This is a genomic window from Sulfuricella denitrificans skB26, from assembly GCF_000297055.2.
In the GTDB taxonomy this organism is placed as follows: Bacteria; Pseudomonadota; Gammaproteobacteria; order Burkholderiales; family Sulfuricellaceae; genus Sulfuricella; species Sulfuricella denitrificans.
On record NC_022357.1, the window covers coordinates 1,140,213 to 1,155,628 of the forward strand.

At 57.5% G+C, this 15,416-nt stretch carries 13 protein-coding genes; 10 read left to right on the forward strand and 3 right to left on the reverse strand.

Going from position 1 to position 15,416, the window contains the following annotated elements:
* Positions 1-34 precede the first annotated feature (34 nt).
* The 4 genes from SCD_RS05605 to SCD_RS05620 all read left to right on the forward strand — a co-directional run bounded on the left by SCD_RS05605 (position 35) and on the right by SCD_RS05620 (position 4,625).
* Complete coding sequence (locus tag SCD_RS05605) at positions 35-877, forward strand: ABC transporter substrate-binding protein (protein ID WP_269763887.1); 843 nt, start codon at positions 35-37, stop codon at positions 875-877.
* Positions 878-927: 50 nt separating this feature from the next.
* The gene (locus tag SCD_RS05610) at positions 928-1,806 is read left to right on the forward strand and encodes a branched-chain amino acid ABC transporter permease (protein WP_009206083.1); all 879 of its coding nucleotides are present in this window, start codon (positions 928-930) and stop codon (positions 1,804-1,806) included.
* 127 nt (positions 1,807-1,933) lie between these two features.
* Positions 1,934-3,889 (forward strand): branched-chain amino acid ABC transporter ATP-binding protein/permease, encoded by a 1,956-nt coding sequence (locus tag SCD_RS05615; protein ID WP_009206082.1) that lies wholly within the window; start codon positions 1,934-1,936, stop codon positions 3,887-3,889.
* Between the two features lie 19 nt (positions 3,890-3,908).
* On the forward strand, positions 3,909-4,625 hold the full coding sequence (locus SCD_RS05620; protein ID WP_009206081.1) for an ABC transporter ATP-binding protein: 717 nt from the start codon (positions 3,909-3,911) through the stop codon (positions 4,623-4,625).
* A gap of 153 nt (positions 4,626-4,778) precedes the next feature.
* Here the strand turns inward: SCD_RS05620 and nadC are convergent, their stop codons facing one another.
* Positions 4,779-5,615 (reverse strand): carboxylating nicotinate-nucleotide diphosphorylase, encoded by an 837-nt coding sequence (nadC, locus tag SCD_RS05625; protein ID WP_009206080.1) that lies wholly within the window; start codon positions 5,613-5,615, stop codon positions 4,779-4,781.
* A 208-nt stretch (positions 5,616-5,823) separates the two neighbouring features.
* On the opposite strand from nadC, the gene SCD_RS05630 reads away from it, so the two are divergent.
* Genes SCD_RS05630 through SCD_RS05645 form a run of 4 tightly spaced genes read left to right on the forward strand, consistent with a single transcriptional unit; the run spans position 5,824 to position 10,816 of the window.
* Positions 5,824-7,314 (forward strand): FAD-linked oxidase C-terminal domain-containing protein, encoded by a 1,491-nt coding sequence (locus tag SCD_RS05630; RefSeq protein ID WP_009206079.1) that lies wholly within the window; start codon positions 5,824-5,826, stop codon positions 7,312-7,314.
* The gene (gene glcE / locus SCD_RS05635) at positions 7,314-8,378 is read left to right on the forward strand and encodes a glycolate oxidase subunit GlcE (RefSeq protein ID WP_009206078.1); all 1,065 of its coding nucleotides are present in this window, start codon (positions 7,314-7,316) and stop codon (positions 8,376-8,378) included. The genes SCD_RS05630 and glcE overlap by 1 nt, the downstream gene beginning before the upstream one ends.
* Before the next feature lie 4 nt (positions 8,379-8,382).
* Positions 8,383-9,606: a glycolate oxidase subunit GlcF gene (gene glcF / locus SCD_RS05640; RefSeq protein ID WP_009206077.1), complete on the forward strand. Its 1,224-nt coding sequence runs from the start codon at positions 8,383-8,385 to the stop codon at positions 9,604-9,606.
* A gap of 28 nt (positions 9,607-9,634) precedes the next feature.
* A complete protein-coding gene (locus tag SCD_RS05645) occupies positions 9,635-10,816 on the forward strand; it encodes a pyridoxal-phosphate-dependent aminotransferase family protein (RefSeq protein ID WP_009206076.1) in 1,182 nt (393 codons plus the stop codon).
* Positions 10,817-10,930: 114 nt separating this feature from the next.
* On the opposite strand, the gene SCD_RS05650 is transcribed toward SCD_RS05645, so the two are convergent.
* Together SCD_RS05650 and SCD_RS05655 are read right to left on the reverse strand one after the other, a co-directional pair.
* A complete protein-coding gene (locus tag SCD_RS05650) occupies positions 10,931-11,425 on the reverse strand; it encodes a TlpA disulfide reductase family protein (protein WP_009206075.1) in 495 nt (164 codons plus the stop codon).
* Entirely contained in the window at positions 11,422-12,183 is a 762-nt protein-coding gene (locus SCD_RS05655) for a hypothetical protein (RefSeq protein ID WP_009206074.1), read from the reverse strand. The genes SCD_RS05650 and SCD_RS05655 overlap by 4 nt, the downstream gene beginning before the upstream one ends.
* Positions 12,184-12,346: 163 nt before the next feature.
* Between SCD_RS05655 and clpB the strand changes: the two genes are divergently transcribed.
* Both clpB and SCD_RS05665 read left to right on the forward strand, forming a co-directional pair.
* A complete protein-coding gene (gene clpB, locus SCD_RS05660; RefSeq protein ID WP_009206073.1) occupies positions 12,347-14,959 on the forward strand; it encodes an ATP-dependent chaperone ClpB in 2,613 nt (870 codons plus the stop codon).
* Between the two features lie 32 nt (positions 14,960-14,991).
* Complete coding sequence (locus SCD_RS05665; RefSeq protein ID WP_021035803.1) at positions 14,992-15,414, forward strand: secondary thiamine-phosphate synthase enzyme YjbQ; 423 nt, start codon at positions 14,992-14,994, stop codon at positions 15,412-15,414.
* Positions 15,415-15,416: the final 2 nt, after the last annotated feature.

A 15,416-nucleotide genomic window follows, 5' to 3' on the forward strand; every position in this document is an offset into this window, starting at 1 on the left:
CAAAATAATCACGCCTGCAGCTGGCTCCGCCTCCATGACTCAGTGGAGCAAGGCAGGGGTGAAGGATTTGTCGATTTTCCGTTTTTCCGCGAATGACGGCATTCAGTCCGCCATGGTGATTGAAGAGGCGATCAACCGTAAATTTACCAAAGTGGCGATCCTGCACGACGCAACCAACTACGGTGTTTCCGGTCGTGACGACCTGCTGGAGCAAATCAAGAAGCAGGGTGACAAACTGCAGGTGGTTGCCACCGAAAAATACAACATCGGCGACAAGGACATGACGGCGCAGTTGATGCGTGCGAAAGCCGGTGGTGCACAGGCGATCCTGCTCTGGGGGATTGGACCCGAGATGGCCGCCCTTGCTAACGGTATGGCAAAAATGGGCATGAAAGAGCCGCTGATCGGCGGCTGGACCCTCTCTATGTCCAACTTCATCGATAACGCAGGCAAGAGCGGCGATGGTGCCTTGATGCCGCAGACCTTCATTGAGGAGCCGATTACGCCCAAGGCCAAGAGTTTCATCGAAGGCTACCACAAGGCTTATGGGGTCAGCCGCATGGCATCCCCGATGTCTGCAGCCCAGGGTTATGATGCCGTTTATATTTTTGCAGCTGCCGTGAAACAGGCGCAAAGCGATGACACCCACAAGATCAAGGAAGCGCTTGAGGATTTGAAAGAACCCGTGAAAGGCGTGATCGCTACCTGGCTGCGCCCCTTCAGTAAATGGGATCCTGCCAACGAGCAGACCCATGAAGCTTTCCGTCGTGATCAGGTGGTGATGGGTATGGTCAAGGATGGTCGCGTCGTTTTCGCCAATGAGGCTGAAAAGCAGCGTCTCATCAAAAGCGCAACGGAAGTGAAGAAAGGTAAGTAAAGCTGTGGAAGGGGGGTTCCCCCTTCCACGGTTCACACAAAGCAATCATCATGGAATCAATCATTATCGCCCAGATGGCTGTGAGCGGGGCCTTCATGGGCCTTGTTTACGCGCTTATCGCCTACGGCTTTCAGCTGACATACGCTACCAGCAAAAGCATCAATTTCGGTCAGGGCGAGTTGGTAATGGTTTCCGCTTTCTTTAGCCTGACCCTCATTAATGTCGGGTTGCCCTACTGGCTGGTGGTACCCGGTGGCTTGCTTTTCGGCGCAGTCCTCGGCCTGTTCGTCGAGCGTGCCGGGGTGCGCCTTGCGCTTGAGCAGAAAAGCGAGGGCTGGATACTTCTGACCATCATTATCGGGCTATTCGGTTTTTCTGCGGCCGAGAATATTTGGGGGAGGGATGATCGTCCATTCCCCACGCCCATTCCATCCGAGTCATTCCAGGTTTTCGGCGTCAGTATTACTCCGCTAGAAATCTCCGTGGCCATCGGCGTTCTCGCCGTGATGGGGCTGATCGAGTTGTTCAAGCGCAAGACCCTGCTGGGAAAGGCGTTTGAGGCTGTTTCGGCGGACCGTGATGCGGCTGAACTGATGGGGGTTTCGGCCACCCGAACGATCATGCTCTCTTACGGCTTGTCCGGGATGGTGGCGGCGATGGCGGGTATTCTGGTTTCGCCGATTACTACCGTGGGTCCTACCATGGCATCCGCCCTCATCCTGAAGGCTTTTGCGGTTGCCGTGGTTGCGGGCCTCGATTCCGGTTTCGGCGTGGTCCTGATCGGTTTGTTCCTGGGCGCTCTGGAAAGCCTGGCGAGTTTCTATATCGGTAGCGGCTGGCGCGAAGCACCGGGTTTGATTTTGCTCATTCTTGCCTTGGCCGTGCGCCCGAATGGGGTCTTCGGCAAGGCCAGCATCAGGAAAGTCTGAACTGACTTGGGTGCCGTTCTCCGTAGCGACCGGCACTCTTGAGCAGAAACAGACAAGGTAACGGGAACAACAATTTTCAGCGGCATGCTTCACTGACGCAATCAACTAATCGTAAAACTGACCGACCATGTGGAAACGCCTGTTATTCATTCGCGGAACAGAGCTCGTTGCTCTCGCCCTGCTTGCCTCCATACCCCTGGCAGTGGACAACTCCTATGTCCTGGGGTTGCTGACCCTGCTGGCGATCTATGGCATTCTTCTCATCGGTCTGGACGTGACCGTGGGCTACCTCGGTCAAGTCAACCTGGCGCAAGCCGCGTTCCTGGGACTCGGCGCCTATGCCGCGGGGTTGAGTGTTTCCCTGCTCGGTTTCGGGATATTTGGCGCGCTTGCCGTCAGTCTTCTGGTGGGGCTGGTTCTTGGCGGCCTGCTGGCGTTTCCGGCGCTACGACTGGAGGGGCCGCAATTTGCCCTGGCAACACTGAGCTTTTCAGCCCTGAGCGTAACCGTTCTTAACGAGTGGGAGTCACTCACCGGCGGAGCACAGGGCTTGCACGTGACTCGCCCCGATCTTTTCGGTTTCGATCTAAAAGCCCAGGGGTTTTATTGGCTGTGCCTGATCCTTCTGGCCCTGGTCTGGATGGCGATGCGTAACCTGCTCTCCTCGCAATGGGGTCGCGCCTTCGAAGCGTTGCGCGACAGCCCGATCGCTACCGATGCGATGGGGGTCGGGACCTTTCGTCACAAGGTGGCGGGCTTCGCCCTGGGATCTGGACTCGGCGGCTTGGCGGGCGGGCTGTACGCCTTCAATTTCGAGTATCTGCAACCGCAAACCTATGTTTATGACCTTATGGTGATTTTGCTCCTCGGCGTTGTTCTGGGGGGACGTAAAAGCCTGTGGGGCGCTTTTGTCGGGGCTTCGCTGATCGCCCTGCTGCCCAATCTGCTGTCCAACTGGCTTATGTTCGAAGTAATTTCGGCGCTTGGTTTGCTGGTGGCCTTGGCGGCGGGGGTGCGCGGGCTGATGAAAAAGACCACCAAACCGTTTCAGGCTATCGCGCCTATCATCGCCATGGGTTTGCTCGTTGGAGGAGGCTTTCTGGTGGAGAACACTGAAAATTGGCGCAAGGCGATCTTTGCCCTGATGCTGTTTGCAGTGGTGGTAGGACTACCGGAAGGCTTGATGGGATTCGCCTCCCGCTTTCTGGCGCAGTTGTTCCGCATTGATCCGCCTGCGCTCCCCGCGCCGGCTGAGCTGAATACCGTGCTGGCGGCCAAGGCGGCCAATGGCGAAGCGCTGCTCGAATTGCGGGATTTGAAGCGCTACTTCGGCGGTGTCAAAGCTGTCGACGGCGTGTCCATGACGGTGCGTGCCGGACAGGTGCACGGCTTGATCGGCCCCAACGGATCCGGCAAGAGTACCGCCGTAAACGTTATTTCAGGGCTTTATGCCCCGACTGCGGGCGAAATCCTGCTGCATGGCAGGGCGCTGCCGCAAGGAAGCCTGTTCAAGGTAGCACGGGTCGGCGTTTCGCGTACCTTCCAGAACCTGCAACTGTTCGGCGAACTGACCGCGCTGGATAACGTCATGGTCGCGCTGAAAGGGGTTTATCGCAGTCCGCTGCCCCTCGTGCTGCTGGGATTTGCCCGGGGGGAGGAAAAACGTGCCCAGGCCGAGTCCCTGGCGCTGCTGGAACTGGTCGACCTCAAAGACCAGGCCCGCACACGGGCAAAAGACCTCACCTATGGCGCACAGCGTTTCCTGGAAATTGCCCGTGCGCTGGCGCGAAAACCCGATCTCCTGATTCTGGACGAACCCGCTGCCGGTCTTGCTCATCCGGATGTGAACAATTTGGTGGAGATCATCAAACGCATCCGCCAGCGTGGTATCACGATCGTTTTGATCGAGCATCACATGGATGTTGTGAGCGAGTTGTGCGATGCGGTGACTGTCCTTGATGGCGGCCAGGTGATTGCCGAAGGCACGCCGGATGAAGTGAAACGCGATCCCAAGGTCATCGAGGCCTACCTGGGGGTTGTCAGCGAGGCGGAAGCGCCTGACGCTATACCGTCGCCGGCTTAACGAACAGAAAGAAGCACAGATGCTAGTCGTCGAAAATCTGCATGCAGGATATGGCACCAGCGAGGTGCTGGTAGGTACTTCGCTGGAAGTGAAGCAGGGCACGGTCGTAGCTTTGATCGGAGCCAACGGTGCCGGAAAAACCACCACCATGCGTGCTATCTCGGGGATGTTGAAGCCGACCAAAGGCCGCGTCATTCTAGATGGCAAGCCGGTGCAGGGTCTGGATGCCTCGCGTATTGCCAGGCTGGGTTTGGCTCATGCACCGGAAGGGCGCAAGGTATTTGGACCTTTGTCGGTGGAGGACAACCTGCTCCTCGGTGCCTACAGTCATCTGCCCCTGTTTTTCGGCTTCCGCAGCAAGGCGGTAGGTGACCTGGAACGAGTTTACGATCTTTTTCCGCGCCTGCGGGAACGGCGTCAGCAGGCTGCCGGTACGCTGTCCGGTGGCGAACAGCAGATGCTGGCCATCGGACGTGCGCTCATGGCCAACCCCAAGGTCATGTTGCTGGATGAACCGTCCATGGGGCTAGCGCCAGTCATCGTGCAGGAAGTCTTCAACACCATCCGGCGTCTGAAAGAAGCCGGGATCACCTTGCTGCTGGTGGAACAATTCGCCAAAAGCGCATTGGAAGTGGCGGACTATGCCTATGTAATGGAGCATGGCTGTATCGCCGTCGAGGGAAGTCCTGCCGAGTTGCACAAGAACGAACGTGTGCTTGCCGCCTATCTGGGGTAGTTTCTGAGGGAGCCTCTAAATAATCCAGATTTCATCCCAACTGCCGCGTTGCGTAAAAAATTTCTTACTTACATATCAACCATATGCTGCGCTGCGAAATTTTTTCCGCGCCTTGCATTTGGGCGAACTCTGAATTTTTAGAGGCACCCTGGTCTAGCGGGTTTTAAATCGCATCGACAAATCCACCGCCTTGATGTCCTTGGTCAGGCTGCCGATGGAGATGCGGTGCACGCCCGTCTCGGCGATGGCGCGTACGGTTTCCAGGGTGATGCCGCCGGAAGCCTCCAGTTCGGCCCTAGTGCCGGCCAGCTTTACCGCCGCGCGCAGGCTTTCCAGGTTGAAGTTGTCGAGCAGGATCAATTTCGCCCCTGCTGCCAGCGCCTGATCCAGTTCGTCCAGGCTTTCCACTTCGATCTGTATCGATATCCCCGCTGTGGCGATATTCGTGGCCTGCGTCAGCGCCTCGCGAACGCCGCCCGCTGCCAGGATGTGGTTTTCCTTGATCAGGATGCCATCGTAAAGCCCTACTCGCTGGTTTTCCCCTCCACCGCACTTGACCGCATATTTCTGCGCGACACGCAGGCCGGGCAGGGTCTTGCGCGTATCCATGATTTTGGCGTGAGTATCCCTGATCAAATCGACATATTGCCGTGTTGCGGTAGCGGTGGCGGACAGGGTTTGCAGGAAATTCAGCGCCGGTCGCTCGGCGCTGAGCAGGGCGCGCGCGTTGCCGCTGATTTCGGCCAGAGTTTGCCCGGCGGCCACAGCTTCGCCGTCGCGGGCAAACCATTTTATTTCTACCTCGGCATCCAGCCTGCGGAAGCAGGCCTCGAACCAGGCCACGCCGCAAAGCACCGCCGCTTCGCGGCTGATGATGGTGGAGCGTGCCTCTTGCCCCGTCGGGATCAGTTGCGCGGTCAGATCGCCACTGCCGATATCCTCGACCAATGCGGCTTCAACGTTGCTTTCGACGTGTGCAGTCAAGTCCATGCTTTTAGCCTTTTTGCCAAACTATTCATCCCGGTTCACTCTGATTAATCTGCGCAATGGTTCCATTATCGGTCATTTTTGAGTCTTTCTGGACTGTTTCAAGTCCGAAGTGAGTTAGCGCATTGATTTCCATGGCGGCATCAAGGTTGTTATTCTATTCAAACTCTGCTGAAATCAATATTCTGACTAATTTACTCAATTTATTGGCATGACGGCAGAAAAGACCGCAATTAATCCGCATGCCCACGCTCAAGAAGCCCTGCTAAAGGGGCTTCTTTCTTTGCTGCCCGCTTCATTGGTATTGACCGACCCTGAAGATTTACGCCCGTTCGAGTGCGATGGGCTATCTGTATACCGTCGTTTGCCGCTGGTCGTGGTTTTGCCGGAAACAATCGCGCAGGTGCAAGCCATCATGAGTTTGTGTCATAAGTTACAGGTACCGGTAGTGGCGCGTGGCGCGGGCACCGGTCTGTCCGGTGGGGCGCTGCCATCGAGTGATGGCGTGTTGCTGAGTCTGGCCAAGTTCAAGAAAATTCTGAATGTCGATCCGCACAATGCGCAGGCAACGGTGCAGCCGGGCGTGCGCAACCTGGCCATTTCCGAAGCGGCAGCCGTGCATGGTATGTATTACGCTCCTGATCCTTCTTCTCAAATTGCCTGCACCATAGGCGGCAATGTTGCAGAAAATTCCGGTGGCGTGCATTGCCTCAAGTATGGCCTTACCGTACACAATATCCTGATGCTGAAGGTCGTCACCATGGAGGGGGAGTTACTCACTATCGGTGCTGAAACGCTGGATGCGCCGGGCTATGATCTGCTTGCCCTGATGACAGGTTCCGAAGGCATGCTGGGCATTATTGTCGAGGTGACGGTAAAGCTATTGGCCAGGCCTGAGCGTGCGCAGGTTGTCCTCGCCGCTTTTGATGATGTGGTGAAGGCCGGTGAAGCCGTCGGTGCCATCATCGCTGCCGGCATTATTCCTGCGGGCCTGGAGATGATGGACAAGCTCGCCATCCAGGCCGCTGAAGATTTTGCCCATGCGGGCTACCCGCGCGATGCCGAAGCAATACTGCTGTGCGAATTGGATGGGACGAATGCAGAGGTATCCGAATACATAATGGCCGTGCGCAAAGTGCTGACACAGAGTGGTGCCACCGAAGTACGCACTGCGGTGGATGAAGCCGAACGGCAACTTTTCTGGAAGGGACGCAAATCGGCCTTTCCAGCAGTGGGCCGCATTTCTCCGGATTATTACTGCATGGATGGCACTATCCCGCGCCGCCATCTGCCACGGGTATTGCGTCAGATCAGTCAGTGGTCGGCGGAATATGGCCTGCCGGTGGCCAATGTCTTTCATGCCGGCGACGGCAATCTGCATCCACTGATTCTGTTCGATGCCAACAAGCCGGGTGAGCTGGCGAGCACTGAGGAATTTGGTCGCCGCATCCTGCAATTATGTGTAGAGGTCGGTGGCACGATCACCGGTGAACATGGCGTCGGGATGGAAAAGATAGACCAGATGTGCATCCAGTTCCAGAGTGGCGAGCTCAGTCAGTTCCACGCAGTCAAGGCCGCCTTTGATCCTGCTGGCTTGCTCAACCCCGGCAAGGCAGTGCCCACCCTGCACCGCTGTGCTGAATTGGGTGCCATGCATGTGCATCATGGCCAGCTTCCTCACCCTGAACTGGATCGCTTCTGATGGCTGACATGGATAGAAGCGCAGCGCTGCAGCAGCAAGTACACAACGCCATCCATGCAGGTACGGCACTGAATATCCGCGGCAGCAACAGCAAACACTTTCTGGGGCGCGTAGCAGACGGCGAAGTGCTGTCACTGTCAGAACATCGCGGCATGATTGAATATGACCCGCGCGAGCTGGTGCTGACAGCCCGTGCAGGCACGCCTCTGGCAGAGATTGAAAGCGCATTGGCCGAGGCAAGCCAGATGCTGACCTTCGAGCCGCCGCATTTTGGCGAATACGCCACTCTGGGCGGCACCATCGCTTGTGGCCTGTCCGGCCCGCGCCGTCCTTATGCCGGGGCCGCACGCGATGCAGTATTGGGATGCAAGCTGATCAATGGCAAGGGCGAGTTGCTGCGCTTCGGCGGACAGGTCATGAAAAATGTGGCGGGATACGATGTCTCGCGACTGATGGTCGGAGCACATGGCACACTTGGCGTGCTGCTGGAAGTCAGCTTGAAAGTCTTGCCCCGTCCCGCCTCCAGCCTTACTGTAATCCATGAATGTCCACAGGCCGAGGCGATCAACCAGATGAGTCATCTGTTGTCGCAACCTGTGCCGGTGGATGCAGCCTGTTATCACTCCGGACATTGCTATGTCCGTCTGGCCGGAAGCGAGCAGGCCGTCAGGCACGCACAGAAACAGTTGGGGGGAGAAGCCCTTGAAAAATCCGCACCTTTCTGGCTGGCGCTGCGCGAACACCAGCTGTCATTTTTCCAGAGCAGCAAGCCGCTGTATCGCGTGCTGGTGAAACCTGCCACACCGCCTCTGCCGGTTGCAGGAAGCTGGCTGCTGGATTGGGGTGGTGCGCAGCGCTGGCTAGTGAGCGATGAGCCTGTCGCCGTTATTCGCGAAAGCGTTGCTGCTGCTGGTGGGCATGTCAGCCAGTTTCGGGCTTCTGCGCAGGATGAGGCAGTGTTTCAACCCCTGTCTGCCGCGCTGCTCACCATCCATCAACGCCTGAAAAACAGCTTTGACCCGCACCGGATTTTTAATCCCGGGCGCATGGTTTCAGGGCTATAAGATCATGCAAACCGCAATTGCTGATAGTATTTTACAGCGCGCAGAAATTGCCGAAGCCGACGCGGTTTTGCGTGCCTGCGTACATTGCGGGTTTTGCAACGCCACCTGCCCCACTTATCAGTTGCTGGGTTCCGAACTGGATGGACCACGCGGACGGATTTATCTGATCAAGGAAATGCTGGAAGGCAATCAATCCAGCGCCAAGACACGTTTGCATCTGGATCGCTGCCTGACCTGCCGCTCCTGCGAAACCACCTGCCCATCCGGCGTGCAGTTTGGTCGTCTCATTGATATCGGGCGCCAGGAGATCGAAAGGCGTTCACCACGCTTGCTGTGGGCCGGTATGGCGCGGCACGTGTTGCTGGGCGTATTGCCTTACACTTCTCGCCTACGCGTTGCATTTGCCTTGGGCAGGCTTGCGCGCCCGCTGTTGCCGGCAATGCTGCGCCACAAACTACCGCGCGCGCGCAAACCCTTGCCGCGTCCTCAAACACAAAATCAACGCCGCATGCTAGTGCTGGAAGGCTGCGTGCAGCCGCTGGCGGCCCCCACAACCAATGCTGCTGCTGCAAGTGTGCTGGATAAGCTCGGCATTGGCCTGGTCAGCGCGCCCCAAGCCGGTTGCTGCGGCGCCATGCACCAGCATTTGGCGGCGGCCGATAGCGCGCGAGAAATGATGCGCCGCAACATTGATGCGTGGTGGCCTTATGTCGAGCAAGGAATTGAAGCAATCGTGATGACCGCGAGCGGCTGCGGTGTGATGGTGAAGGATTATGGGTACGCCCTCAAGGACGACACGGCCTACGCTGCCAAGGCGGCTCGCATCAGCGCCCTCACCCGTGATTTGAGCGAGATTCTGCGCGATGAAAATCTGGACCTGTTTGCCGGCATCGGAAAGGGGCGACGCGTTGCATGTCAGTCTTCCTGCACGCTGCAGCACGGACAGAAACTGGGCGGCGAGGTTGAAAAGATTCTGCAATATTGCGGTTATACGCTCACGCCGGTTGCAGACAGCCATCTGTGCTGTGGTGCTGCGGGTACTTACACCCTGCTGCAGCCGGCATTGTCGCAACAACTGCTGAATCAAAAGATTACCGCGTTGCTGCAGGCTGAACCCGATGTGATTATCACCAGCAATATCGGCTGCCAGTTACATCTGGAAAGCGCCAGCAAGGTGCCGGTGCGACACTGGATCGAATTACTGGTACACCCTCAATCCTCAATCTAAACTTGTTAACCTCTGAAAAGGAAACAGCATGGCGATCAAATCATTTCACCCCCCTCAACGCATACTGATGGGCCCCGGCCCCTCCGATGTCAGCCCACGTGTGCTGGCTGCGATGGCACGCCCCACCATTGGCCATCTCGATCCTGTATTCGTGACCATGATGGATGAGATGAAGGCTTTGCTGAAATACGCATTTAAAACGGAAAACGAATTGACCATGCCGGTTTCCGCACCGGGTTCTGCAGGCATGGAAACCTGCTTCGTCAATCTGGTTGAACCCGGTGACAAGGTCATCGTGTGCCAGAATGGCGTGTTTGGCGGGCGCATGAAAGAAAACGTCGAGCGTTGCGGTGGTATCGCAGTGATGGTGCAGGACGATTGGGGACGCGCGGTTGACCCGCAGAAGCTGGAAGATGCACTCAAAGCTAACCCGGACGCCAGGATCGTCGCCTTTGTTCACGCCGAAACCTCTACTGGTGCGCTGTCAGATGCAAAAACGCTGGTTGAGATTGCACACCAACACAACTGCCTGGCTATCGTGGACGCAGTGACTTCACTGGGTGGCTCGCCGCTCAAGGTGGATGAATGGATGATCGATGCGATCTATTCCGGTACGCAGAAGTGTCTGTCGTGCACCCCCGGGCTATCGCCGGTGAGCTTCAGCACTCGTGCATTGGAAAAAATCAAGAGTCGGAAATCACCCGTGCAAAGCTGGTTCATGGATTTGAATCTGGTCATGGGCTACTGGGGCGGAGCCGCCAAACGCGCTTATCACCACACTGCGCCGATCAACTCGCTATATGGCCTGCACGAAGCGCTGGTGATCTTGCAGGAAGAGGGCCTGGAAAATTCCTGGGCGCGCCACCAGAAAAACCATCTCGCACTGCGCGCGGGTCTGGAAGCGATGGGGCTGAATTTCGTCGTGCCGGTAAAAGATCGCCTGCCGCAATTGAATGCGATCAGCATACCGGACGGAGTAGATGAGGTTGCAGTGCGCAATATCCTGCTTAATGATTATCAACTGGAGATCGGTGCTGGCCTGGGTGCAATGGCCGGCAAGGTATGGCGTATCGGCTTGATGGGGCACGCCTCGAACCCTCGCAACATACTGGTGTGTCTCGCTGCGCTGGACGATGCGCTCGGACGCGCCAAAGCCCCTGTCAAACGCGGTGTCGCAGTGGATGCTGCGCAAAAGGTGTTGGCTGGCTGAGTCATGGACGAACTACAAAAAAACCCGCCTTGCGCGGGTTTTTTTCTGGGTGGTTCGTCTTTGGTGAGGTGCGTTTGTGTCATTCCAGGCAACTTTGGCTTGGCGGTCGCCACGCTAAGGTAGCAATTCCACTATTTTCTGCAGATACTCTGGAGCGTCCCATTCAGCTCCACCCTGCAGGGCATAGCGAATGTTGCCCTTAGGGTCGACCAGAAAGGTGGAGGGGGCGACAAAAACCTTCCAGGCGCTCAGTGCCATGCCGTCGCTATCCATCAGGATGGTGAAATCGACATTCACTTTGACGAGAAAATCCTTCACCTCTTTTTCGGTTTCGCCCATGTTGACGGCGAGGATGACGAAAGGCTTGCCGGCCAGTTTGGCCTGGAGCCGCATCATGGAGGGCATTTCCTTGAGGCAGGGCGGGCAATAGGTGGCCCAGAACTGCACCATCACTACCTTGCCGCGATAATCTTCCAGCTTGAGCGGTTTGCCGTTGAGGCCGTTCAGTGCCAGCGGTGGAGTAGGGCCGCCTTTCCAGGCTTTGAGATCCTGCGCCTGTGCGGAGGTCAGCAGGAACAGACATGAAATGAAAAGGATCAGCTTTTTCATCGGGCAGCCTCCAGTTGTTTGATCGCATCCAGTATCAGTTCGGGCAGTCTGTCAGTCATCGCTTTTTCTTCCTCAGTAGGATCCTGCACCGAATAGAAAAATCCACGCACGTTGGGCAATACCTTGCTTGAGATCTTGCTGCCGCCAAGGCTGAACTCTACCTTGAGGTGCTCCAGCCACCACCGCGCTGGGGAGCGCTGGCCCTGATAAATAAACACCGGCAGGGAGGTTCTGGATACGATGCTGTGATAACGCGCCTCCACGCCTGGTGCGGGTTTGACGGAATAGAGTTCCGGGCTGAACAGGATGATGCCTGTCAGGGCGGCCCGCTCTTGAGGTGTGGCCTGATTCTGCCACATGTATGCACCCTGGAGGATAGGCAGGGCGCCACGTCCGGTAGTGACCAGCACGACCTTCTTGCCGGACAGCTTGATGGTCTGGCCGATGACTTCGGCGATTTCCAGGGGCGGGAGCTGATCCATGCTGCTAGCCAATGCCGGCAAGGAGTGTGCGCCCAGCATGTCCGGCAGCCAGGCTTCCAGCCCGAGTCGGGCCAGCGACTGCGATGCCCGTGCCTCCTCGGTGCCGAGCCCCTCGTCGCAGGGAAAGCCTAGCATCAGGGTGTTTCCTTCGCCGGGAAAGGTGCGCAGGAAAATTTCCGAACCCGTGGACGTGCGCAGGGAGGCGGGTGCGGCCCATGCACCGGAGATGCCAAGAAATAACGCCAGGCAGAGAGTGAAAAGTCGGGAAGTCAGCATGGAGTACACCCGGGTTGTATAGTGGCAAGTGTAGCGCAAACTCATTGCTCTGTGACGGCTCATCGGCCCAGCTTATTGCTGAATGTCCTATTTGGTCTTGAAATTCCCCGATAATTCCCTATATAGGAGTTATATGTCTATTTATTATTGAGAGGGATTGACGATGCGTTTCGACAAGCTCACCACCAAGTTCCAGCAGGCCTTGAACGATGCCCAGAGCCTCGCGGTCGGCCAGGACAACCAGTTTATCGAACCACAGCACCTGCTGTTGGCCCTGCTTGGCCAGGAAGATGGCGGTACCACTTCGCTTCTGCAGCGCGCCGGGGGTAATGTCGGCGCGCTGAAGCCCGCCCTGCACAAGGCGATCGAGCGACTGCCCAAGGTCGAGGGTCATGGTGGCGAGGTAAGTATTTCGCGCGACCTGAACAATCTCCTGAATCTTACCGATAAGGAGGCGCAAAAGCGTGGTGACCAGTTCATTGCATCGGAGATTTTTCTGCTGGTTGCCGCTCAGGACAAGGGTGAAACCGGACGCCTGCTGAAGGAGCACGGGGTCGGACGCGAAGCACTGGAACAAGCCATCAATGCCGTCAGGGGAGGGGAAGCCGTGAACAACGCCGAAGCAGAAGGGCAGCGCGAGGCCCTGAAAAAATACACCCTGGATCTGACCGAACGCGCTCGACTTGGCAAGCTCGATCCGGTGATTGGCCGCGATGACGAGATCAGGCGCACGATACAGGTGTTGCAGCGGCGCACCAAGAACAACCCGGTGCTGATCGGCGAGCCCGGCGTGGGCAAGACCGCCATCGTCGAAGGCCTGGCGCAGCGCATCATCAACGGCGAAGTGCCGGAAACCCTGAAGGGCAAGCGCGTGCTGGTGCTGGACATGGCCGGCCTGCTGGCCGGCGCCAAGTATCGTGGTGAGTTCGAGGAGCGCCTGAAAGCAGTGCTGAAGGAAGTGGGGCAGGAGGAGGGGCAAGTCATCCTGTTCATCGACGAGCTGCATACCATGGTCGGTGCCGGCAAGGCAGAGGGCGCAATGGATGCCGGCAACATGCTCAAGCCGGCGCTGGCGCGTGGCGAACTGCACTGCATTGGCGCGACCACGCTGGATGAGTACCGCAAGTACGTCGAGAAAGACGCCGCGCTGGAGCGCCGCTTCCAGAAGGTGCTGGTGGACGAGCCCTCGGTGGAAGACACGATCGCTATTCTGCGTGGCCTGCAGGAAAAATACGAACTGCACCACGGCGTGGACATTACCGACCCGGCCATCATCGCGGCGGCAGAATTATCTCACCGCTATATCACCGACCGTTTCCTGCCAGACAAGGCGATCGACCTGATCGACGAGGCCGCATCACGGATTCGGATGGAGATCGACTCCAAGCCGGAAGTGATGGATAAGCTCGACCGCCGGTTGATTCAGCTCAAGATCGAGCGCGAAGCGGTGAAAAAGGAGAAGGATGAGGCTTCGAAAAAACGCCTGGTTCTGCTCGATCAAGAGATCGTCAAGTTGCAGCGCGAGTACAACGATCTGGAAGAAATCTGGAAGGCCGAGAAGGCCCAGGTGCAGGGTAGCCAGCATATCAAGGAAGAACTGGATCGCCTCAAGGTGGAAATGGACGCAGCCACCCGCAAGGGCGAGTGGCAGAAGGTTTCCGAAATTCAGTATGGCAAAATTCCACAACTGGAGGCGCAACTGAAGCACGCCGATACGGCTGATGAAGCTATGCCGGCCCACCAGCTGCTGCGCACTCAGGTAGGCGCGGAGGAAATCGCCGAGGTGGTGTCGCGTGCGACCGGGATACCTGTTTCCAAGATGATGGAAGGCGAGCGCGACAAGCTGCTGCACATGGAAGATCAATTGCACCAGCGCGTGGTCGGCCAGGATGAGGCGGTGCGTCTGGTGTCGGATGCGATCCGGCGCTCGCGTGCCGGGCTGGGCGATCCCAATCGGCCCTATGGCTCGTTCCTGTTTCTCGGCCCCACCGGTGTCGGCAAGACCGAGCTGTGCAAGGCGCTGGCCGGCTTCCTGTTTGATTCGGAAGAGCACCTGATCCGTATCGACATGTCGGAGTTCATGGAACGGCATTCCGTTGCGCGGCTGATCGGCGCGCCGCCCGGCTATGTCGGCTACGAAGAGGGGGGCTATCTGACCGAGGCAGTGCGCCGCAAGCCTTACAGCGTGATCCTGCTCGACGAGGTGGAAAAGGCCCATCCGGACGTGTTCAACGTCCTGCTTCAGGTGCTCGACGACGGTCGCATGACCGACGGCCAAGGCCGCACCGTGGACTTCAAGAACACCGTGATCGTGATGACCTCCAACCTGGGATCGCAAATGATCCAGCAGATGGAGGGCGACGACTACCAGGTGGTAAAGCTGGCGGTGATGGCGGAAGTGAAAAGCTATTTCCGGCCGGAATTCATCAACCGCATCGACGAAGTGGTGGTGTTCCATGCCCTGGACGAGGAAAACATTAAGTCCATTGCCGGAATCCAGTTGCAGTATTTGACCAAGCGCTTGGCGGCCATGGAGATGAAGCTGGAAGTGTCTGACGCAGCGCTGACCGAACTGGCCGCAGCGGGTTTCGATCCGGTGTTCGGCGCGCGGCCCCTGAAGCGGGCGATCCAGACGCATCTGGAAAATACCCTGGCGCGGGAAATCCTGGCCGGACAGTTCGCGGCCAAGGACACCATCAGAGCGGACTCAAGGAGGGAAAATTTACGTTCGTCAAAGCCTGATTTTTCATGGCTGCATCGGCCGGCAAGGAGGTAAAATACCAACTTGCCGGCTTTTTATTGATTTCAATGCAACAAGCGCACCATCAACTGACTGTTTTTTCTTCCCAAGGTCGAGGCCTGTATGAGTTCACCCATGAGCTGCGCGACTGGGTGCGTTCGTCGGACATTCAGGCGGGCCTGCTGACGGTGTTTGTTCAGCACACTTCCGCCAGTCTGCTCATACAGGAGAATGCAGACCCGACAGTGCAGGCCGATCTGGAGCGTTTTTTTGCACGGCTGGTGCCGGATGGTGACCCGATTTTTCGGCATCGCCAGGAAGGGAATGATGATATGGCTGCCCATGCACGTGCGGCATTGACCCAGACCCATCTCGCCATCCCGATTGTCGGCGGCGCGCCGGTGCTGGGTACCTGGCAGGGCGTTTTTCTCTACGAGCACCGTTACGATCCGCAGCATCGTAAGGTAATGATCCATTTGATCGGCGAATGAAT

Excerpts from the sequence above, each read along its gene's own strand:
- SCD_RS05605 (WP_269763887.1), top strand. The coding sequence starts at position 35 with ATGACTCAGTGGAGCAAGGCAGGGGTGAAGGATTTGTCGATTTTCCGT.
- SCD_RS05610 (WP_009206083.1), top strand. The coding sequence starts at position 928 with ATGGAATCAATCATTATCGCCCAGATGGCTGTGAGCGGGGCCTTCATG.
- SCD_RS05615 (WP_009206082.1), top strand. The coding sequence starts at position 1,934 with ATGTGGAAACGCCTGTTATTCATTCGCGGAACAGAGCTCGTTGCTCTC.
- SCD_RS05620 (WP_009206081.1), top strand. The coding sequence starts at position 3,909 with ATGCTAGTCGTCGAAAATCTGCATGCAGGATATGGCACCAGCGAGGTG.
- nadC (WP_009206080.1), bottom strand. The coding sequence starts at position 5,615 with ATGGACTTGACTGCACACGTCGAAAGCAACGTTGAAGCCGCATTGGTC.
- SCD_RS05630 (WP_009206079.1), top strand. The coding sequence starts at position 5,824 with ATGACGGCAGAAAAGACCGCAATTAATCCGCATGCCCACGCTCAAGAA.
- glcE (WP_009206078.1), top strand. The coding sequence starts at position 7,314 with ATGGCTGACATGGATAGAAGCGCAGCGCTGCAGCAGCAAGTACACAAC.
- glcF (WP_009206077.1), top strand. The coding sequence starts at position 8,383 with ATGCAAACCGCAATTGCTGATAGTATTTTACAGCGCGCAGAAATTGCC.
- SCD_RS05645 (WP_009206076.1), top strand. The coding sequence starts at position 9,635 with ATGGCGATCAAATCATTTCACCCCCCTCAACGCATACTGATGGGCCCC.
- SCD_RS05650 (WP_009206075.1), bottom strand. The coding sequence starts at position 11,425 with ATGAAAAAGCTGATCCTTTTCATTTCATGTCTGTTCCTGCTGACCTCC.
- SCD_RS05655 (WP_009206074.1), bottom strand. The coding sequence starts at position 12,183 with ATGCTGACTTCCCGACTTTTCACTCTCTGCCTGGCGTTATTTCTTGGC.
- clpB (WP_009206073.1), top strand. The coding sequence starts at position 12,347 with ATGCGTTTCGACAAGCTCACCACCAAGTTCCAGCAGGCCTTGAACGAT.
- SCD_RS05665 (WP_021035803.1), top strand. The coding sequence starts at position 14,992 with ATGCAACAAGCGCACCATCAACTGACTGTTTTTTCTTCCCAAGGTCGA.